Source organism: Methylobacterium sp. NPDC097929, from assembly GCF_049543375.1.
GTDB lineage: Bacteria > Pseudomonadota > Alphaproteobacteria > Rhizobiales > Beijerinckiaceae > Methylobacterium.
Genome location: NZ_JBMVEP010000002.1, coordinates 303,219 through 321,139 on the forward strand (window position 1 = coordinate 303,219; position 17,921 = coordinate 321,139).

A 17,921-nucleotide genomic window follows, 5' to 3' on the forward strand; every position below is an offset into this window, starting at 1 on the left:
GCGAGGCCCCATGCGCTTCACCGGAACCGAGTCCTACGTCGCGCCGCCCGATCTCACCACGGCGGTCAACGCCGCGATCGTGCTGGAGCGCCCGCTCCTCGTGAAGGGCGAGCCCGGCACCGGCAAGACGGTGCTCGCCGAGGAGATCGCCCGGGGCTTGAGCGCGCCGCTGCTGACCTGGAACATCAAGTCCACGACCAAGGCGCAGCAGGGCCTCTACGAGTACGACGCGGTCTCGCGGCTGCGCGACTCGCAGCTCGGCGATCCGCGGGTCTCGGACATCGCCCACTACATCCGCCGCGGCAAGCTGTGGGAGGCCTTCACCGCGCCGCAGCGCCCGGTGCTGCTCATCGACGAGATCGACAAGGCCGATATCGAGTTTCCCAACGACCTGCTGACCGAACTCGATCGGATGGAGTTCCACGTCTACGAGACGGGCGAGACGATCCGCGCCGTCGAGCGCCCGATCGTCATCATCACCTCGAACAACGAGAAGGAGCTGCCGGACGCCTTCCTGCGCCGCTGCTTCTTCCACTACATCAGGTTTCCCGACGCCGAGACGCTCAAGGCCATCGTCGAGGTGCACTATCCGGGCATCAAGCACCGTCTCGTCGAGGAGGCCCTGCGCGTCTTCCTGGAGACCCGCGAGGTGCCGGGCCTGAAGAAGAAGCCCTCGACCTCGGAACTGCTCGACTGGCTCAAGCTCCTCGTCTCCGAGGACGTCTCTCCCGAGACCCTGCGCGAGCGCGATCGCGCCAAGCTGATCCCGCCGCTGCACGGCGCGCTCCTGAAGAACGAGCAGGATGTCGGCCTGTTCGAGAAGCTCGCCTTCATGATGCGCCGGGAGGGCAGGGGCGGCTGAGCCGCCCCCGTCCGTGAGCGGTCAATTCGTCCGGCGCGAGAGCGAGACCGCGTAGGCCGGGGAGCGGATCGCGAACATCGGGTCGTCGCTCGGGCCGGCGACGCCCTCCGGCAGCTCCACTACCGGGTCGAAGGTCCGCGCATCGCAGGTGGCATCCGGCTCGATAGCCGTGATCGCCAGGGTGCCCAGCGCCTCGGTCTTCCGCTGCTCCTCCGGCCACGGCACGGTCGGATCGGCGGTCGGGTCGCCGGGCTCGGCCAGGATGGCGACGAGGTCGAAGCGGGCCGGGCCCCGGCCCAGGCGCTCCTTCAGCTCGTCGGCGTAGAAGCTGTCGGGCTTGGCCTTCAGCTCGTCGTCGCTGAGACCGGCCTTGTCGGCCGAGACGAACTTCAGCTTGGCCGTCTTGGCCTCGCCCTTGGCGTTGGTGAGCGTGTAGGCGTGGACGCCCCAGTAATCGACGCCCGCGAAGCTCGCCGGCACCGGCCGGGCGTTGAGCCAAGCCGCCTGGCGCGCCGTCTCCGGGTTGGCCGCCACGAAGGCCTTGACCTTCTCGGCATCCGGCTTGCCGTCCGGCCCCGGCGCCCGGGCCTGGAGGGAAGCGAGGAGCTGCTCCGGCGTGCGCGTCGAGAAGACGGGCGCGGAGATCACCACGAAGACCATGTCGCCGGATGGGTCGCTCATCCGCATCGCGAAGCCGCGGGTGACGGGCTTGGCCTTGTCCGAGACCTTCGGGTTGCTGCCGCCCATGGAGAAGCGCGCCGTGACCGGCACCGCCTTCTGGAAATGCGGCGCCTTGGACAGGGCGGCGGCGCCGGGCGCCGGGGTGAACGCGCCCTTGAGGCAGACGCCCTTGGCGCCGCTGGCGCGCACGCCGGCCTGATTGCCGCCGGCCGCGAACATGCCGGCGACGATGGCGGCCGGATCGGCCTCCTCGGCGCGGGCCGCGCCCATGAGGCAGCCGAGCGCTGCCGTGCAACCGAGGAGCATGCGGAGATGGACCATGGGACACTCTCTCAGTTTGGAATCACGCCAAGCCGGACGCCCTCCTTCCATGAGTTGCGCGCAATCTTTTTGCAAGCCGGGTTTATTCGCGAGGGCGGCCGGTTCCACGCGAACCGCGCGCCGCCGCGGTGACGATCCGCGCCGCCGCCCCATGTAAGGGCGCATCGCCACCCGCACGATGCTCCGCCATGAAGACGAAGAAACTCGGCCGCACCGGCCTCGACGTGTCGCCGCTCTGCCTCGGCTGCATGACCTACGGCGTGCCGGAGCGCGGCCCGCATCCCTGGACGATGGGCGAGGAGGAGAGCCGGCCGCTGATCCGCCGGGCGCTCGACCACGGCATCAACTTCTTCGACACGGCGAACTACTATTCCGACGGCACCTCGGAGGAGATCGTCGGGCGCGCACTCAAGGACTTCGCGGATCGCGACAGCATCGTGCTGGCGACCAAGGTCTACTACCCGCTCAGAAGCCAGCCGAATTCCGGCGGCTTGTCGCGAAAAGCGATCTTCTCGGCCATCGACGCGTCCCTGAAGCGGCTCGGGACCGACTACGTCGATCTCTACCAGATCCACCGCTGGGATTACGGCACGCCGATCGAAGTGACGCTGGAAGCGCTCCACGACGTGGTGAAGGCGGGCAAGGCCCGAACCATTGGCGCCTCCTCCATGTTCGCGTGGCAATTCGCCAAGGCGCTCTACACCGCCGACCTGAACGGCTGGACGCGCTTTTCCACCATGCAGAACCACCTCAACCTGCTCCACCGGGAGGAGGAGCGCGAGATGCTGCCGCTCTGCGCCGACCAGGGCATCCCGCTGCTGCCCTGGAGCCCGCTCGCCCGCGGTCGGCTGACCCGCGACTTCGATGCGGGCAGCGCCCGGCAGGCGAGCGATCTCGTGGGCAAGAACCTCTACGACGCCACCGCCGAGGCCGACCGCCGGGTCGTCGAGACGGTGGCGGCGGTGGCGCGCGAGCGCGGCGTGCCGCGGGCGCAGGTGGCGCTGGCCTGGGTGCTCCAGAAGCCGGGCGTGGCCGCGCCGATCATCGGCGCCTCGAAGCCGCAGCATCTCGACGACGCGGTGGCGGCCCTCGACCTTCAGTTGACGGAGGACGAGATCGCCCGGCTCGAAGCGCCCTACGTCCCGCACGCCGTGGTGGGCTTCCAGTGACGCGCCGCCTCCTGCTCCTGCGCCACGCCAAGTCGGCCTATCCGGCGGGCGTGGCCGACATCGACCGGCCGCTGGGGGAGCGCGGGCGCAAGGCCGCGCCGCTGATGGGCGCCTACATCGCCCGGGAAGACCTGCAGCCCGAGCACGCCATGGTCTCGCCCGCGCGCCGCACCCAGGAGACCTGGGAGGCGGTGCGGGCCGAGCTGGACGACACGCCGATGGAGACGGTGCCCTCGATCTACGAGGCGTCGGCCCGGCGCATCCTCGACGCGATCCACTCCGCCCCGGTGGAGGCGACGAGCCTCCTCGTCATCGGCCACAATCCCGGCCTCGGCGACCTGGCGCTGCACCTCGTCGGGGAGGGGCGGGAGGACCTCCAGCGCGATCTGCGCGAGAAATTCCCGACCGCGGCCCTGGCCGTGCTGGAATTCGACGCCGACGACTGGTCCGGCATCGGCGACGGTACCGGCCGCCTCACGCACTACGTGCGGCCGCGCCAGCTCGCGGCGGAGATGGACGACGATTGAGGGCAGCCCTTCGGCCGGGCCGGATCGGCGAACCCTTTGGCCGCCGCCACCGTTTCCGGTCGTACGGTCGAGCTGTTGCACCGTGACGGGGGACGCGCCGCGTGCTTCTCGAAACGCTCCTTGCCTTGACGGCGCTGATGCCGCGGATCGAGCCCGCGGCGGCGGGCGCGTGGGCACGTCTTCCGCCGCTGCCCCGGACCGCCCCGGCGGCCCCGGAGCCCGCGCCGAGCTTCAGCCTCGTGGCGCGGGCGGTCTCCAACTGGCGCATCCAGGCGGGCGAGAACCTCGCGCCGACCTCGCTGGCCTTCGTCGTGCGGCACGCGGCGGAGGAGCCGCGCTTCGTCGCCCGCTGCGTGCGGCTCAACAATTACTGGTGCATCAAGCAGGCCCGCTGGTCGGGCGAACTCGGCGGCGATGCCGAGGGCCATACCGGCTTCGCCACCGCCGCGGACAGCGCCGACGCGGCGGTCCAGCTCCTGCGCCGCTACCGGCGCGACTATGGCCGCCGCTCGGCTCTGGCCATCGTGCGGCGCTGGGCGCCGGCCGAGTGCGGCCCGGCGCGTCCCGCCGTCTCCTCGGCCGCAGCGGGGCCGACATGGCGGCCGAGAGGGCCGGCCGTGTCGAGTGCGGTCGCGCCGAAGGGCATCGGCGGCACCCTGCGCGCCCGCTTCCTCGCCCGCCACGGGCGGGGCGGGGTCGCACGGGCCGCCGCGCCCGCGCCGGCGGGGGCGCTGCGGGTGCAGCCCTGGTCCGCCCGCGCTCGGCTCGCCGGGCATCCGGGCCGCACCGCCCGGACCGCGCCCCTCCCGCGTCCGACCGCTGACATCGCGACCGGCCTCGTTCCGACGTCTTCCACGGCAAAGCGCGGGGGCGAGGCCGCGCCTCGCGCGCCCATCCGCTCCGGCGCGGCCGATCCCGCCGCCCTGCTCGCCCCCGATCGGATGATGGCGGAGGCGGCGGCGCTGCCGTCGATCGCGGCCTCCCTGCCGAAGGGCAGCCTGCTCGATCTCAGCCTGCCGGCCCCGGTCTGCGCCAGCGACGAGACCCGCATCCGCAACTACGCCGCGCGCATCGCCGGCAGCGTCGGCCTCAAGCCCGACGACGACCTGCGCCTGTTCCGCGACGACGGCGGCCCGGGAGAGAACCTCCTGCCGGTGATGCTCGCCATGTCGACCGTCGAACTCGGCACGCTTCACGCCTCGAAGGCCCTGGTGAGCGCGGCCATCGCCCGGGCCGAGGCCCGCGCCACGGCCTCGTCCGAGTCGCCCCGCAAGTCCGCCCTCTGATACGAATTCCGCTCGATCGCTTCGGTCTCTTCCTGCGTCCTTGCGAGGCTCAGCGAAAGCAATCCAGGACTCCGCACTGTCCGGACAGGTCGCGCTCTGGGTCGCTTCGGCCCCGCCTCGCGATGACGGAGCGGGGCGAAGGCCGAGGCGATCAAACGGAGACGATATGAGTGGGCGAGACGCTCGCTGCCGGGCGGCCCGGCCGGACCTGCATCCTCGCTTGCCGTCAGAGCTTCGGAATGGTTAATTTGAGCGGGCAAGATTGATAAAGCGGGGTGACCGTCATGGCGGTGTCGCTGATGATTTATGGAGCCATCGGCGTCGGCCTGCTGAGCATGGCGTTCATCATCTATGAATTGAAGAATGCGCCCTATTGCGACTCCGTCGATCCCGAGCATGTCCTGAGCCAGATCGAACGGCAGCGGCTGAGATACTGGACCTGGGATTAGGCGTCCTATCCGGCGAGGTCGAGCCCGGGGGCATCCTGCGCCGTCTCGTTCCGGCGCCCGTATCGCGCGATCCGCGGGAAAACGGTCAGGCGATGGCGCGCTGCGGAGCGGCACGGGCCGCCAGCGCCCGCCGGTAGAGGGCGACGAGGGCGGCGGTCGTCGCCTCTTCGGTCCAGTCGCGCAGGTAGGCCGCCCGCGCCGCTTCGCCCATGCGGCGCGCCTCGTCAGGCCGGGAGGCCAGCCACTCGATCGCGCGGGCGAGGTCGGCGGGATCGCCCGGCGTCACGAGCAGACCCGTGACGCCGTCCTCGACGAGGCCGGCCAGCGCGCCGATGCGCGAGGCGATCACCGGCGTGCCCGCCGCGAAGGCCTCGGCCACCACCATGGGCAGCCCCTCGTACCAGAGGGAGGGGACGACCAGGGCCGCGGCCCGGCCCATGCGGGCACGCATCTGCGCCGGGGGCAGGGCGCCGAGCAGGGTCAGCCCGGGCGCGCCCTCCAGCGTATCGCGCAGCGGGCCGTCCCCGGCGACCTCGATCGGGAGCGACAGCCCCGCCGCCGCCTGCTTCAACACCGCGACGCCCTTCTCCGGGCTGAGGCGGCCGGCGAACAGGATTCCTTCGCGCGGTCCCGCGAGTGGGGGACCGGGATCGGGCAGGCCGTTCGGCTTCACGAATAGGCGCTGCGCCGGCAGCCCCGCCGCGATGAAGCGGCCCCGGGCGAATTCGGTGAGGACGACGAAGGCATCGACATCCCGCGTCCAGGTTCCCGCCTTGCGGTGGCGGTCGATCATCCGCGCGACCGCAAGCGTGCCCAGCCGCGAGCCGCGGTAGCAGGCATGCCGCACGGCGGCGTAGGGCGAGCCCGTGACGCAGGTCTCGCAGGGCGCGCCGTCCCGCATCAGCAAGGCGCCCGCGCAGGCGATGCGGAAGTTGTGGAGGGTCTGCACCGTCACCGGTCCCAGCGCCCGCACGGCGCCGTGCATGGCGGGCGAGACCAGCGGGAAGGTGTTGTGGGCGTGAACCACGTCCGGCCGGAACCGGCGCACCGCCTCCAGCACCCGGGCGACGCCGCGAGGCGCGTGCGGCGCCTCGAAGGCGGTGCGCAGCCGGTCCAGCGGGGTGCGGATCTCGTCGTTGTGGAAGGTCAGCGTCTCGACGGTGCAGCCGGCGCGGGCCAGCGCCTCCGCCTCGTGCGCCACCACCGCGTCCTCGCCGCCCCGGATCTGATAGTGGTTGTGGACGATGAGGACGCGCATGGCCGGGGTCGTCACGAATTGCGCGGTTCGGGCTGGCGGGCCATCTTCCAGAGGAAGGCCGGGGCCATCACGAGGTAGCGCCGCCACAGGCGCCGCGGCTCGCTCATCAGCCGGTGCAGCCATTCCAGCGCCAGCGCCTGCATGAGTTTCGGCGCACGCTTGACCGCGCCGGAATGGAAGTCGAAGGCCGCGCCGACCCCGATCAGGACCATGCCCGGCAGGCGGTCGAGGTGGTCGTTCATCCAGATGTCCTGCTTGGGCGTCGACATGCCGACCCAGACGATGTGCGGCTCGGCCCGCCGGATGGCGTCGGTGAGCCCCGCGTCGCGCTCCGGCGAGACGGCCCCGAAGGGCGGACATTCGAGGCCGCAGACCTCGGTGCCGGGATACTTGCGGGCGAAGTTCTCCGCGACCTGCTCGGCCACGCCCTCCTTGCCGCCGTAGAGATAGTGGCGGATGCCCGTGCCTTGGGTCGCCGCGAACATCTCCTCCATCAGCGTGGGGCCGGGCACGCGGCCGGTGCCGTGCGCGCGCAGGAGCCGGCTGATGATGGTGAGGGGCGCGCCGTCCGGCGTGATCATGCTGGCGCGCTCGTGGGCCGCCCGCAGGTCGGGCTGCTCCTGGGCGCACATGATCCCGTGCACGTCGCGCACGCAGATCATGCTGGTGCGCCGGCTCAGCGCCCAGTCGATGATGGTGCGCACGGCCATGGGCATGTCGATGACGCTCACCGGCACGCCGAGGATGCGGGTCGCGGGCAGGCGATGCCCGACGCGCCCGTCCGAGGCGACGAGGTGAGGGTCGTTCCGGTTGATCCTGAGCGCGTAGGGCTCGGATATCGGCATGGCGGCTGCATCACTCATACGCGCGCTCCCATCACTCTCAGGCATCGGCCACGTGTTCGCGAAACCAGGCATAGGTCTGCGCGATGCCCTCGCGCAGCGGGACCTTCGGCTCCCAGCCGAGCCCCCTCAGCCGGTCCGCCGACATCAGCTTGCGCGGGGTGCCGTCGGGCTTGCTCGGATCACGCACGATCGCGCCCTCGAAGCCGACCACGCCGCAGACCAAGCGGGTCAGGTCGTAGATCGGGATGTCCTCGCCCGAGCCGACATTGACGTGCTCGTCCTGCGAATAGGTCTTCATCAGGTGGACGCAGGCGTCGGCGCAGTCGTCGACGTGCAGGAACTCGCGGCGCGGCGAACCGGTGCCCCAGATCACCATCTCCTTCGCCCCGTTCAAGCGCGCCTCGTGCGCCTTACGGATCAGGGCCGGCAGGACGTGGCTCGAGTTCAGGTCGAAATTGTCGCCCGGCCCGTAGAGGTTGGTCGGCATGGCCGAGATGAAGTCGCGGCCGTGCTGCCTGCGATAGGCCTGGGCCAGCTTGATGCCGGCGATCTTGGCGATCGCGTACCACTCGTTGGTCGGCTCGAGCGATCCGGTCAGGAGGCTCCCCTCGACGATCGGCTGCTCGGCGAATTTCGGATAGATGCAGCTGGAGCCGAGGAACAGCAGCTTGGCCACATCCGCGCGGAAGGCCGCCTCGATGACGTTGGCCTCGATCATCAGGTTTTCGTAGAGGAAGTCGGCGGGACAGGTCGCGTTGGCGAGGATGCCGCCGACCTTGGCCGCCGCCAGGAAGACGGCGTCCGGCCGCCGGTCCCGCATCCAGGCACGCACGGCGGCCTGGTCGCACAGGTCCAGTTCCGCCCGGGTGGCGGTGAGGATCTCGCAATCCTCACGCCGCAGGCGCCGCACCAGGGCGCTGCCGACGAGGCCGCGATGGCCCGCGACGAAGACGGTCTTGCCCGCCAAGCTGTCCATGGGTCGGCCCTTACAGAAGCGGGTTGGAATCGGTCGGGGCGGGGTTGGCGCGGTACCACGCGACCGTGCGCTCGATGCCCTGGACCAGGGAGACGGAGGGCGCGTAGCCGATCGCCTGCATCTTGCCGATATCGGGGCAGCGGCGCGGCGTCGCCCCGGCCGCGGCCGGACCGGCGATCAGCTCGACGCGGGTGCCCATCGCTTCCGCGGTAATGCGGGCGAGATCGCGGATCGCGACCTCCTCGTTCGAGCCGATATGGTAGACGTTCATCGTCTCGCCCGACCGCCACATGCGGACGATGCCGTCCACGACGTCATCGACGTAGCAGAAGGCCCGCGTCTCGCTGCCGTCGCCCTGGAGCGTGATCGCGCCGCCGTCGCCCGCCGCGACGATCTTCTCGATCAGCTGCGGCACGACGTGCTTCCAGCCCATGTCCGGGCCGTAGACGTTGTGGGGCCGGAAGACCTGGACCTTGCGCAGCTTGTCCCGGCAATAGTTGAAGGCGATCAGTTCCGAGATCAGCTTCGAGCCGCCGTAGGAATAGCGCGGATTGAGCGAGTCCGGGATCACCATCTCGATGTCCTCGCTCGTCGGCACCACCCGCGGGGTCTGGTAGACCTCCGCCGAGGAGGCGACGACGAGATCGGGCACGCCGGCCTCGATGCAGGCCTCCGAGACCGCGAGCGCCCCGCGCACGCCGACATCGAGAACGAGCTGCGGCTGCTTGTAGAAATTCTCCGTCCCGTTGACGGCGGCGAGGTGGAAGACGCACTCGACGCCGGCGAGCGCGTCGACCAAGGCATCCTTGTCGCGCACGTCGAGCGTCACCCGCCGGATCGCGCCCTGCGCTCCGGCCAGGCGCGATTCCTGGCCGCGGATGTAGTTGTCGATCGCGACGACCGTGTGCCCCTCGGCGAGGAGCGCCCGGGTCAGGTGCGCGCCGATGAAACCGCCCGCGCCGGTAACAGCCACTGTGCTCATTGGAACTTACCTACGAGGTTGCCGACGGTGACGTAACGATGGGCCAGAACCTCCGCCGGCATCTCGCTGAGGTTGTTCCAGTAATCGTAAACGAAGGCGTCATCCGACATGGTGCCGATGATGGTTTCGAGGTCGAGCTTCGAATATTCCGGGTGATTGTTGGCGATGACGAGCACGTCGGCGCCCGCGCAGGCCGTATGCAGGTCCTCGTAAGGCGAAATTCCGGACGAGATCGCCCGGATGTTCTCCATGGGCACGACGCTGTCGTAGACCCGGATCTCGGAAAACTGCTCGCTGGCCATCATCTCGCGGATGACGTGCAGCGACATCGACCCGCGCAGGTCGTCGGTTTCCGGCCGCCCCTTGAAGGCGAGGCCGGCCACGACCGCCCGGTAGGGACCGGCGCGGCGTGCCTTCAACCGCTGCAGGATGTTGCCCACGGTCTCGCAGGGCTGGCGCTCGTTCACCAGCCGGGAGGCGGCGGTGATCTCGAGATGGATGCCCTGGCCGGCGACCGAGGAGAGCAGGATGTGCGGGTCCTTCTCCAGGCAGGGCCCGCCGACGAGGCCGGGTGCGGCGACGTTGGTGCGGGTGTAGCCGAGCTTGCCGTAGCGGATCACGTCGTTGGCGTTGATGCCGAGCGCGTCGCAGGCCCGCGCCACCTCGTTGGCGAAGGCGAAGCGGACGTCCCGCGAGGTGTTGTCGACGAGCTTGATCATCTCCGCCGTCTCCGGGCTCGCGACCCGGACGATGGTGTGCGTGAGCCGGCTGAACAGGGTGGCGGCGTTGTCGGTCGCGTCCGGCGTCTCGCCGCCGACGATCTGCGGCAGGTTGATGAGTTCGCGCATGGCGTCGCCCTCGAGCGTCCGCTCCGGGCACATGGCGAGGTGGTAGGATTTGCCGGTACGCTCGAGGATCGGCTTCACCACGCCGGTGGTCGTGCCGATGCGGACGGTCGAGCGCAGGATCACCGTCGCGCCCTCCGAGAAGTGCTCGGCCACCTCGCGGGTCGCCTCCTCGATCATGTCGAGGCGGGGCTCGTGGGACTGAGGGTGGAGCGGCGTACCGACGGTGATGATGTAGTACTCGGCGCTCGGCACCTCCGCCGTCGTCGTGCTGGCGACGAAGCGGCCCTTCCGCACCACGTCGGCGAGCGCGGATTGCAGGCCGACCTCGGCGAAGTGCGGAACCCCGGCATTGGTCTTCTCGACGACCTCGGCCCGCTTCTCGACGCCGTAGACCTGGACGCCCCGGCGGGCGAGCGCGACCGAGAGGGTCAGGCCGACATAGCCCAGGCCGATGACGACGACGGTGGGCGCTTTTCTCGCTTCCATGGCTGGGCCCCGTACTCGGTGGGCCTGCGAACGAGCATGTTCGATCGAAGGCCGGGATGCGGCGACCGGCCCTTCGGCACGGTCCCTCGCGATTGATCTCCCGCCCCGTTCCGCAAGGCCCGTGCCCGCCAAAACACGTTCCAGAACGGGATTTCTGGCCCGCTGCCGGACAAGTGCGGCGGCGGACCTGGAGATTTCGGGACTTGCCCGTCAATTCAGGTCCGAATTCGGCAAACACCGTTCAGGGCTGATCTGAATTTTCATCCGCGCGGCCGATCGCCTCGGCTCCGCCCGCGGCTCGGGCAGGCAACACTTGGCAGGTCGGTCCGTTTGTCTGCCGCAACGCCGAGAGCGCGACCGCGCGGACGGCTCGAGAGAGGATGATGCGGATGCCGGTTCGGATGACCCAGGAGAGGCAGGCGGTGAACGACGGACAGCGTCAGGTCGTGGTGCGCGTGCTGTTCGACCCGACCGATGCCGATCGCGGCTTCGTCGAAGTGGCCGCCACCGTCCGCGTGCCCGACATCGCCTCGGAGGCGCAGAACGAGAGCGCCGCGCGGCAGATGGCGCGGCAGGCGCTGGAACGGGCGCTGACGGCCTTCCCCGTCTGAGCATCCCCCGCCCACGACGCCGTCGGCGCAAGCTCCGCCGTGGTTGCGGGCCGCTCCCGTGGCGCCGCGGCGGCGTCGCGGCCATGGCGGGAACCCTGCGCGAGACCCGAGACACCGCCGCGTCATGTGCGGTTTCTCACGCGACGCAACTGCGGGTACCGATTCCGCTTTCGTGTCCGCCCCCCCGACCGGGTATGGACTGATCACACTCGCGTGCCGTTTGCGTGCCGTCCCGCCCGTCGGGCGGGGCACCCCGGCATGCCGATCCGAGCCAACCTCCCCGTCGGGCCGGTCCCGAGCCTCCATCTCGCCAGGGTTGATGTCGTCCAACGCACTTCTCGCCACGGCCTCCGTCCTGCCCTTCGCCGGGGCCGTGCTCGTGGGTGCCCTGCCGAGCCGGGCGCGCAACGCCGCCGCGGCGCTCACCGGGCTCGTGACGCTGGTCTGCCTCGGCTGCATCCTGGCGCTGACCTCGCAGCTCTCCGCGGGCGGGCGGGTCGTCCACACCGTCGAGTGGCTGCCCAGTCTCGGCGTCAACCTCGTCCTGCGGCTCGACGGGCTCGCCTGGCTCTTCGCGGTCCTGGTGCTCGCCATCGGCACGCTGGTGGTGCTCTACGCGCGCTACTACATGGCCGCCGCCGATCCCGTGCCGCGGCTGTTCTCCTATTTCCTGGCCTTCGTCGGCGCGATGCTCGGCATCGTGCTGGCCGGCAACCTGATCCAGCTCGTCCTGTTCTGGGAACTGACGAGCATCGTCTCGTTCCTGCTGATCGGCTATTGGTACGACAACGCCGCCGCCCGTGACGGCGCGCGCATGTCGCTCACGATCACGGCGGCCGGCGGCCTCTGCCTCCTGGTCGGCACCATTCTGATCGGGCGCATCGTCGGCAGCTACGACCTCGACACCGTGCTGGCCTCGGGCGACGCCATCCGCAACAGCCCGCTCTACCTGCCGACCCTGGTGCTGGTGCTCGCGGGCGCGCTCACCAAGTCGGCGCAGTTCCCGTTCCACATCTGGCTGCCGCGGGCGATGGCCGCGCCGACGCCGATCAGCGCCTATCTGCACTCGGCCACGATGGTGAAGGCCGGCATCTTCCTGATGATCCGGCTCTGGCCGGTGCTCTCGGGCACGGAGAGCTGGTACTGGATCGTCGGCGGGCTCGGCATGGCGACCCTGCTGATCGGCTCGTGGAGCGCGATCTTCCAGCACGACCTGAAGGGCCTGCTCGCCTACTCCACCATCAGCCATCTCGGGCTCATCACCCTGCTCCTCGGCCTCGACTCGCCGCTGGCCGTGGTCGCGGCGATCTTCCACACGGTGAACCACGCGACCTTCAAGGCCTCGCTGTTCATGGCGGTCGGCATCATCGACCACGAGACCGGGACGCGGGACATGCGCCGCCTCTCCGGGCTGTGGCGGGCCATGCCCTATACGGGCACGCTGGCCATGGTGGCCGCGGCGGCAATGGCCGGCGTGCCGCTGCTGAACGGCTTCCTGTCGAAGGAGATGTTCCTGTCGGAGGCCGTCGACAACATCGGCGACCACCCGCTCCACTACGCCTTGCCGGTGCTGGCGACCTTGGCCAGCGCCTTCACCATGCTCTACTCGCTGCGCTTCATCCGCCAGACCTTCTTCGGACGCCCGCCCCACGACCTGCCGCACACCCCGCACGAGCCCGTGCGCTGGATGCGCATCCCGATCGAGATGCTGGTGCTGGCCTGCATCGCCATCGGCCTCGTGCCGAACCTGACCATCGGCCCGGCCCTGGAGCGGGCGGTGCAGGCGGTGTTCGGGGCGGCCTCGCCCTCCTACAGCCTCGCGATCTGGCACGGCTTCAACGCGCCGCTGGCGCTCAGCATGATCGCGCTGTTCGGCGGCGTGGCGCTCTACCTCCTGTTCGGGCGGCGCATCAACACCAACCCCCGCGGCGGCCCCTGGCTGATGGACCGGCTCGACGGCGGCTGGCTGTTCGAGCGGACGATGACCGGCCTCACCGTCGGAGCCCGCTGGCTGGAGCGGGTCGCGGGGGCCGAGCGCCTGCAGGCGCAGCTGCGCATCTTGTTCCTCACGGCCCTCGTGGCGTCGCTGGGCGTGGGGGTGATCCGCGGCTTCGCCCTGCCGGTCGCCGTCCACCAGACGGGCTTCGATCCGGCCTTCGCGCTGATGTGGATCGTCGGCGCCGCCTGCGCCGTCGGCGCGGCGGAGCGGGCCAAGTACCACCGGTTGACGGCCACGATCTTCGTCGGCGGCGCCGGCCTCGTCAGCAGCCTGACCTTCCTCTGGCTCTCGGCCCCCGATCTCGCGGTGACGCAGATCCTGGTCGAGATCGTCACCACCGTGCTCTTGCTGCTCGGCCTGCGCTGGCTGCCCAAGCGCGACGCGGCCATCCCCGCCCCCGCCTCGGAGCGGGCGCGGGCGCGCCGCCGCCGGCTGATGGATCTCGGCATCGCCGCCGCGGTCGGCCTCGGCATGGCGGGGCTGGCCTACGCGGTGATGACCCGCCCGGCCGGCGACGGCATCGCCCGCTGGTTCGTCGAGGAAGCCTATCCGAAGGCGGGCGGGCGCAACGTCGTCAACGTGCTGCTGGTCGATTTCCGCGCCTTCGACACGCTCGGCGAGATCTCGGTGCTCGGCGTGGTCGGGCTCACGGTGTTCGCGCTGCTGCGCCGGTTCCGTCCGGCGCCCGACAGCCTGGAGCGGCCCAAGCAGCAGCACCACCACGACGCCTACGACCGCGCCCGCGAGGGCCGGAAGCCCGGCGACACCACCGCCGACGCCATGCTGGTGCCGCAGGTGGTGATGACGTGGCTGTTCCCCTTCATCGTGCTGCTGTGCCTGCACCTGTTCCTGCGCGGGCACGACCTGCCGGGCGGCGGCTTCGCGGCGGGCATCGCGCTCACCATCGGCTTCACCCTGCAATACATGGCCCACGGCGCGCAGTGGGTGGAGGAGCGCCTGCGCATCCAGCCGATCTCGTGGATCGGGCTCGGCCTGCTGATCTCGGTCCTGACCGGCGCCGCCTCCTGGCTGTTCGGGCGGCCGTTCCTCACCACCTACTTCGCCTATTGGGAACTGCCCGTCGTCGGGAAGATCCCGGCCGCGAGCGCGCTGCTGTTCGATCTCGGGATCATGGTACTGGTGGTGGGCGCGAGCGCGCTGATGCTGGTCGCGCTGGCGCATCAATCCCTGCGCCGCACCCGCAGCGCGGAGGCCGAGGCGGAGCGGATCGAAGCGAGGGAGACGGCCTGATGGAGATCGTCCTCTCCCTCGGCATCGGCCTGTTCGCCGCCTCGGGCGTCTGGCTGATGCTGCGCCCGCGCACCTTCCAGGTCGCGCTCGGGCTGTCGCTCCTGAGCTACTCGGTCAACCTGTTCATCTTCGCCATGGGCCGGCTGACGGTCGGCGCGCCCCCGGTGCTGGGCAAGGGCGCCGAGGTGGTCTCGGTCGACGACCCGGTTCCGCAGGCGCTGGTGCTGACCGCCCTCGTCATCAGCTTCGCGCTCACCGCCCTGTTCCTCGTCGTGCTGCTCGCCGCCCGCGGCATCACCGGCAACGACCACGTCGACGGCCGCGAGCCGCACGAGGCCGAGCCGCATCCGGGGAATCCGCACCCATGACCGCCGGATCCTTGAACAACGAAACGCTCGGCAGCTGGGCCGACCACCTCGTCATCCTGCCGATCGTGCTGCCGATCGCGGTGGCCGGGGCGATGTTCCTCCTCGACGAGCGGCGCCGCCGCCTGAAGGAGGGGCTCGCCACCGCCACCGTGCTGGTGCAGCTCGCGACCGCGATCGCCCTGTTCGTGCGGGTCGGCACCGCCGCGGAGGTCTATCGCCTCGGCAACTGGGCCGCGCCCTACGGCATCGTGCTGGTGGCCGACCGGCTCTCGGCCATGATGCTCGTGCTCGCGAGCCTCTTGGGCCTGGCCGCCCTCGTCTTCTCCTTCGCCCGCTGGAGCCGGGCGGGGCCGCGCTTCCACGGCCTGTTCCTGCTGCTCCTGATGGGCGTGAACGGCGCCTTCCTCACCGGCGACCTGTTCAACCTGTTCGTCTTCTTCGAGGTGATGCTGGCGGCCTCCTACGGGCTCGTGCTGCACGGCTCGGGCGAGACGCGCATCCGCACGGGGCTCGGCTACATCGCCGTCAACCTCGTCGCCTCGCTGTTCTTCCTCGTGGGCGTCAGCCTGATCTACGGCACCATGGGCACCCTCAACATGGCCGACCTCGCCCGGCGCCTCGCGGCGCCCTTGGCGGAGACGACCCTGTTCGAGATCGGCTGCGCCATCCTCGGCATCGCCTTCCTCATCAAGTGCTCCGCCTGGCCGCTCGGCTTCTGGCTGCCGACGACCTATTCCGCCGCCACCGCCCCGGCGGCGGCGATCCTCGCCATCCTCAGCAAGGTCGGCGTCTACGTCGTGATCCGCCTCAGCCTGCTCCTGTTCGGAGCGGGCAGCTCGGCGGGCTTCGGGCAGACCTGGATCCTCGCCGCGGGGCTGGCCACGATCGCCTACGGCACGGTCGGCATCATGGCCGCCCGCGAGTTGACCCGGGCGGCGGGCTACGCGGTCATGATCTCGTCGGGCACCGTGCTCGCGGCCCTCGGCACCGGCCGCGAGGGCACGCTGTCGGGGGCGCTCTACTACCTCGTGGGCTCGACCTTCGCCGCCGGCGCGCTGTTCCTGCTGGCCGAGATCCTCCAGCGCGGGCGCGACCCGGCCGACGCCGCCCAGCCCGTCTTCGCCGACGAGTACCGCGACCCGTTCGACGATGCGGGCGCGACCGAGATCGGCCGGGCGATCCCGGCCGCGGTGGCGATCGTCAGCGGCGGCTTCCTGCTCTGCACGCTGATGCTCGCGGGCATCCCGCCGCTCGCGGGCTTCGTCGGCAAGCTGGCGATGTTCTCCGGGCTCGCGAGCGGGACGATGACGGCCGCGTCCTGGGGGCTGATCGCCGCCCTGACCCTGTCCAGCCTCGGGACCCTGGTCCCCCTGGTCCGGCTCGGCATCTTCAGCCTGTGGGTGCCCCACGACGACCCGCCGCCGAGGCTGCGCTCGCCCGAATTTGCGGCGCTCGCCGGCCTTCTCGCGGCCTGCGTGGCGCTCGTGCTCTGGGGCGGACCGGCCCTGGCCTACGCCGAGGAGACCGTGCGCTGGCTCTCGCAGCCGCAGGACTACATCCGCGCCGTGCTGGACGGGGCGACGGGAGCCGGATTATGAACCGAGCCCTCGCCCGCCTCGTGCCCTATCCGCGCCTCTCGGCCGGCCTCACGGTGATGTGGCTGCTCCTGAACGCGCCGCTCACTCCGGGCAGCGCGCTCGTGGCGCTCGCACTCGGCTTGTGCGTGCCCGGCGTGATGCGAGCCCTGCGGCCCGAGGGTGTTCGGGTGCGCCGTCCCGGCACGATGCTGCGGCTCCTCGCCCTCGTCCTCTACGACATGCTGCGCTCCAACATCGACGTGGCGAAGATCATCCTCGGACTGCGCCGCGGCGAGCGGCGCACCGGCTTCGTCTCGATCCCCCTCGACCTGCGCGAGCCGATCGGGCTGTCGGTGCTGTCGATCATCCTCACGGGCACGCCGGGCACGCTCTGGGTGCAGTACGATTCCCATACCGGGCGCCTGCTGATGCACATCCTCGACCAGAGCGAGGGGGACGACTGGGTCCGCCGGGTGAAGGACCGCTACGAGCGCCCCCTGATGGAGATCTTCTCGTGAGCGCCGTGACCGTCTCCGTCCTCGATTGGGGCCTCGGCCTCGCCCAGGGGATGCTGGTGCTGGCGATGGCGCTCGCCACTTGGCGGATGCTGCGCGGCCCCCGCGCCCAGGACCGGATCCTCGGCCTCGACACGCTCTACCTCAACGGCATGCTGGCCATCGTCGTCCACGGCATGCGCACCGGCAGCGGGCTCTATTTCGAGGCCGCCCTGATCCTCGGCATGATCGGCTTCACCGCGACCGTGGCGCTCGCCAAATTCCTGATGCAGGGCGAGGTGGTGCAGTGACCGGCCAGAACCTGCCCGCCTGGGCCGCCTGGATCGTGGTGGTGCTCGCGGTGGCCGGCGCCGGCTTCTCGCTCACGGGCGCGTTCGGCCTCATCCGCCTCAAGACCTTCTACGAGCGCGTCCACGCCCCGACGCTCGGCGCGACGCTCGGCACGGCCCTGATCCTGGCCGGGTCGATGCTGCTGCTCTCGCTGATCGAGGGCCGGTTCGTCCTGCGCGACGCACTGATCGGCGTGTTCATCAGCGTGACCACGCCGGTCACGATGCTGCTGCTGGCCCGCGCCGCCGCCCACCGCGACCGCACCGAGAAGAACCCGGGCGCGCCGCCGGAGCCGTGAGCTTCGGCCTCGGGGGAGGCGGCCGGCCCGGCCGCGCGCTGCCGGTCTCCGCCGATCTCGCGGTGCGGGGCGCGAGCGGCTTCGGCCCTGACGGAGGTGTCGGGGATCGGCCTCAAAACCGGCACGTGCTGCAGACGCTGCGGGCGCAGCAGCTGGTCGCGCTGAGGGGACGCCGGCTCACCCTTCCGAACCTCCAGGCCCTGGAGCAGGCGGCCCTGTTCAATCCGCGCTATCTCCGGCTCGGCCGGATCGGCGCGCGCGCCGAGGCCTGAGAAGGCTCGG

At 70.8% G+C, this 17,921-nt stretch carries 19 protein-coding genes; 13 read left to right on the forward strand and 6 right to left on the reverse strand.

Annotated elements, in window-relative coordinates; genetic code table 11:
- The first annotated feature begins 10 nt into the window (after positions 1-10).
- On the forward strand, positions 11-862 hold the full coding sequence (locus ACPCJR_RS09480) for an AAA family ATPase (protein WP_391511917.1): 852 nt from the start codon (positions 11-13) through the stop codon (positions 860-862).
- Positions 863-883: 21 nt separating this feature from the next.
- Here the strand turns inward: ACPCJR_RS09480 and ACPCJR_RS09485 are convergent, their stop codons facing one another.
- Positions 884-1,864: a catalase family peroxidase gene (locus ACPCJR_RS09485; RefSeq protein WP_391511918.1), complete on the reverse strand. Its 981-nt coding sequence runs from the start codon at positions 1,862-1,864 to the stop codon at positions 884-886.
- Between the two features lie 188 nt (positions 1,865-2,052).
- Here ACPCJR_RS09485 and ACPCJR_RS09490 point away from each other — a divergent pair, with 188 nt between their 5' ends.
- The 4 genes from ACPCJR_RS09490 to ACPCJR_RS09505 all read left to right on the forward strand — a co-directional run bounded on the left by ACPCJR_RS09490 (position 2,053) and on the right by ACPCJR_RS09505 (position 5,295).
- Positions 2,053-3,033: an aldo/keto reductase gene (locus tag ACPCJR_RS09490; protein WP_391511919.1), complete on the forward strand. Its 981-nt coding sequence runs from the start codon at positions 2,053-2,055 to the stop codon at positions 3,031-3,033.
- Complete coding sequence (locus ACPCJR_RS09495; RefSeq protein ID WP_391511920.1) at positions 3,030-3,560, forward strand: SixA phosphatase family protein; 531 nt, start codon at positions 3,030-3,032, stop codon at positions 3,558-3,560. Before ACPCJR_RS09490 ends, ACPCJR_RS09495 begins: the two co-directional genes overlap by 4 nt.
- A gap of 101 nt (positions 3,561-3,661) precedes the next feature.
- Positions 3,662-4,846: a hypothetical protein gene (locus ACPCJR_RS09500; protein ID WP_391511921.1), complete on the forward strand. Its 1,185-nt coding sequence runs from the start codon at positions 3,662-3,664 to the stop codon at positions 4,844-4,846.
- Positions 4,847-5,130: 284 nt separating this feature from the next.
- Complete coding sequence (locus ACPCJR_RS09505) at positions 5,131-5,295, forward strand: hypothetical protein (RefSeq protein ID WP_391511922.1); 165 nt, start codon at positions 5,131-5,133, stop codon at positions 5,293-5,295.
- 85 nt (positions 5,296-5,380) lie between these two features.
- On the opposite strand, the gene ACPCJR_RS09510 is transcribed toward ACPCJR_RS09505, so the two are convergent.
- From ACPCJR_RS09510 to ACPCJR_RS09530, 5 genes are read right to left on the reverse strand one after another with little or no spacing between them, the layout of a single operon-like run.
- On the reverse strand, positions 5,381-6,553 hold the full coding sequence (locus ACPCJR_RS09510; RefSeq protein WP_391511923.1) for a glycosyltransferase: 1,173 nt from the start codon (positions 6,551-6,553) through the stop codon (positions 5,381-5,383).
- A gap of 11 nt (positions 6,554-6,564) precedes the next feature.
- Positions 6,565-7,416, reverse strand: coding sequence for a WecB/TagA/CpsF family glycosyltransferase (locus ACPCJR_RS09515; RefSeq protein ID WP_391511924.1), 852 nt, complete (start codon positions 7,414-7,416; stop codon positions 6,565-6,567).
- A 19-nt stretch (positions 7,417-7,435) separates the two neighbouring features.
- Positions 7,436-8,374, reverse strand: coding sequence for a GDP-L-fucose synthase (gene fcl / locus ACPCJR_RS09520; RefSeq protein WP_391511925.1), 939 nt, complete (start codon positions 8,372-8,374; stop codon positions 7,436-7,438).
- Between the two features lie 10 nt (positions 8,375-8,384).
- Positions 8,385-9,356, reverse strand: coding sequence for an NAD-dependent epimerase/dehydratase family protein (locus tag ACPCJR_RS09525; protein ID WP_391511926.1), 972 nt, complete (start codon positions 9,354-9,356; stop codon positions 8,385-8,387).
- Positions 9,353-10,690: a nucleotide sugar dehydrogenase gene (locus ACPCJR_RS09530; RefSeq protein WP_391511927.1), complete on the reverse strand. Its 1,338-nt coding sequence runs from the start codon at positions 10,688-10,690 to the stop codon at positions 9,353-9,355. Before ACPCJR_RS09530 ends, ACPCJR_RS09525 begins: the two co-directional genes overlap by 4 nt.
- Positions 10,691-11,091: 401 nt before the next feature.
- Between ACPCJR_RS09530 and ACPCJR_RS09535 the strand changes: the two genes are divergently transcribed.
- The 8 genes from ACPCJR_RS09535 to ACPCJR_RS09570 all read left to right on the forward strand — a co-directional run bounded on the left by ACPCJR_RS09535 (position 11,092) and on the right by ACPCJR_RS09570 (position 17,911).
- Positions 11,092-11,301, forward strand: coding sequence for a hypothetical protein (locus ACPCJR_RS09535; RefSeq protein WP_391511928.1), 210 nt, complete (start codon positions 11,092-11,094; stop codon positions 11,299-11,301).
- A gap of 319 nt (positions 11,302-11,620) precedes the next feature.
- Entirely contained in the window at positions 11,621-14,551 is a 2,931-nt protein-coding gene (locus ACPCJR_RS09540; RefSeq protein WP_391511929.1) for a monovalent cation/H+ antiporter subunit A, read from the forward strand.
- Positions 14,551-14,919 carry a Na+/H+ antiporter subunit C gene (locus ACPCJR_RS09545; RefSeq protein ID WP_391511930.1) on the forward strand — a complete coding sequence of 123 codons (369 nt, stop codon included), beginning with the start codon at positions 14,551-14,553 and terminating at the stop codon, positions 14,917-14,919. The genes ACPCJR_RS09540 and ACPCJR_RS09545 overlap by 1 nt, the downstream gene beginning before the upstream one ends.
- Positions 14,916-16,517: a monovalent cation/H+ antiporter subunit D gene (locus ACPCJR_RS09550; protein WP_391511931.1), complete on the forward strand. Its 1,602-nt coding sequence runs from the start codon at positions 14,916-14,918 to the stop codon at positions 16,515-16,517. Before ACPCJR_RS09545 ends, ACPCJR_RS09550 begins: the two co-directional genes overlap by 4 nt.
- On the forward strand, positions 16,514-17,014 hold the full coding sequence (locus ACPCJR_RS09555; protein ID WP_391511932.1) for a Na+/H+ antiporter subunit E: 501 nt from the start codon (positions 16,514-16,516) through the stop codon (positions 17,012-17,014). The genes ACPCJR_RS09550 and ACPCJR_RS09555 overlap by 4 nt, the downstream gene beginning before the upstream one ends.
- A complete protein-coding gene (locus ACPCJR_RS09560; RefSeq protein ID WP_110351180.1) occupies positions 17,011-17,301 on the forward strand; it encodes a K+/H+ antiporter subunit F in 291 nt (96 codons plus the stop codon). Before ACPCJR_RS09555 ends, ACPCJR_RS09560 begins: the two co-directional genes overlap by 4 nt.
- Positions 17,298-17,639, forward strand: coding sequence for a monovalent cation/H(+) antiporter subunit G (gene mnhG / locus ACPCJR_RS09565; protein ID WP_391511933.1), 342 nt, complete (start codon positions 17,298-17,300; stop codon positions 17,637-17,639). Before ACPCJR_RS09560 ends, mnhG begins: the two co-directional genes overlap by 4 nt.
- Positions 17,636-17,911, forward strand: coding sequence for a hypothetical protein (locus ACPCJR_RS09570; protein ID WP_391511934.1), 276 nt, complete (start codon positions 17,636-17,638; stop codon positions 17,909-17,911). The genes mnhG and ACPCJR_RS09570 overlap by 4 nt, the downstream gene beginning before the upstream one ends.
- Positions 17,912-17,921 lie beyond the last annotated feature (10 nt).

Coding starts and splice junctions, on each gene's coding strand:
- ACPCJR_RS09480 (WP_391511917.1), top strand. CDS start 11: ATGCGCTTCACCGGAACCGAGTCCTACGTCGCGCCGCCCGATCTCACC.
- ACPCJR_RS09485 (WP_391511918.1), bottom strand. CDS start 1,864: ATGGTCCATCTCCGCATGCTCCTCGGTTGCACGGCAGCGCTCGGCTGC.
- ACPCJR_RS09490 (WP_391511919.1), top strand. CDS start 2,053: ATGAAGACGAAGAAACTCGGCCGCACCGGCCTCGACGTGTCGCCGCTC.
- ACPCJR_RS09505 (WP_391511922.1), top strand. CDS start 5,131: ATGGCGGTGTCGCTGATGATTTATGGAGCCATCGGCGTCGGCCTGCTG.
- ACPCJR_RS09510 (WP_391511923.1), bottom strand. CDS start 6,553: ATGCGCGTCCTCATCGTCCACAACCACTATCAGATCCGGGGCGGCGAG.
- ACPCJR_RS09515 (WP_391511924.1), bottom strand. CDS start 7,416: ATGAGTGATGCAGCCGCCATGCCGATATCCGAGCCCTACGCGCTCAGG.
- fcl (WP_391511925.1), bottom strand. CDS start 8,374: ATGGACAGCTTGGCGGGCAAGACCGTCTTCGTCGCGGGCCATCGCGGC.
- ACPCJR_RS09525 (WP_391511926.1), bottom strand. CDS start 9,356: ATGAGCACAGTGGCTGTTACCGGCGCGGGCGGTTTCATCGGCGCGCAC.
- ACPCJR_RS09530 (WP_391511927.1), bottom strand. CDS start 10,690: ATGGAAGCGAGAAAAGCGCCCACCGTCGTCGTCATCGGCCTGGGCTAT.
- ACPCJR_RS09535 (WP_391511928.1), top strand. CDS start 11,092: ATGACCCAGGAGAGGCAGGCGGTGAACGACGGACAGCGTCAGGTCGTG.
- ACPCJR_RS09540 (WP_391511929.1), top strand. CDS start 11,621: ATGTCGTCCAACGCACTTCTCGCCACGGCCTCCGTCCTGCCCTTCGCC.
- ACPCJR_RS09545 (WP_391511930.1), top strand. CDS start 14,551: ATGGAGATCGTCCTCTCCCTCGGCATCGGCCTGTTCGCCGCCTCGGGC.
- ACPCJR_RS09550 (WP_391511931.1), top strand. CDS start 14,916: ATGACCGCCGGATCCTTGAACAACGAAACGCTCGGCAGCTGGGCCGAC.
- ACPCJR_RS09555 (WP_391511932.1), top strand. CDS start 16,514: ATGAACCGAGCCCTCGCCCGCCTCGTGCCCTATCCGCGCCTCTCGGCC.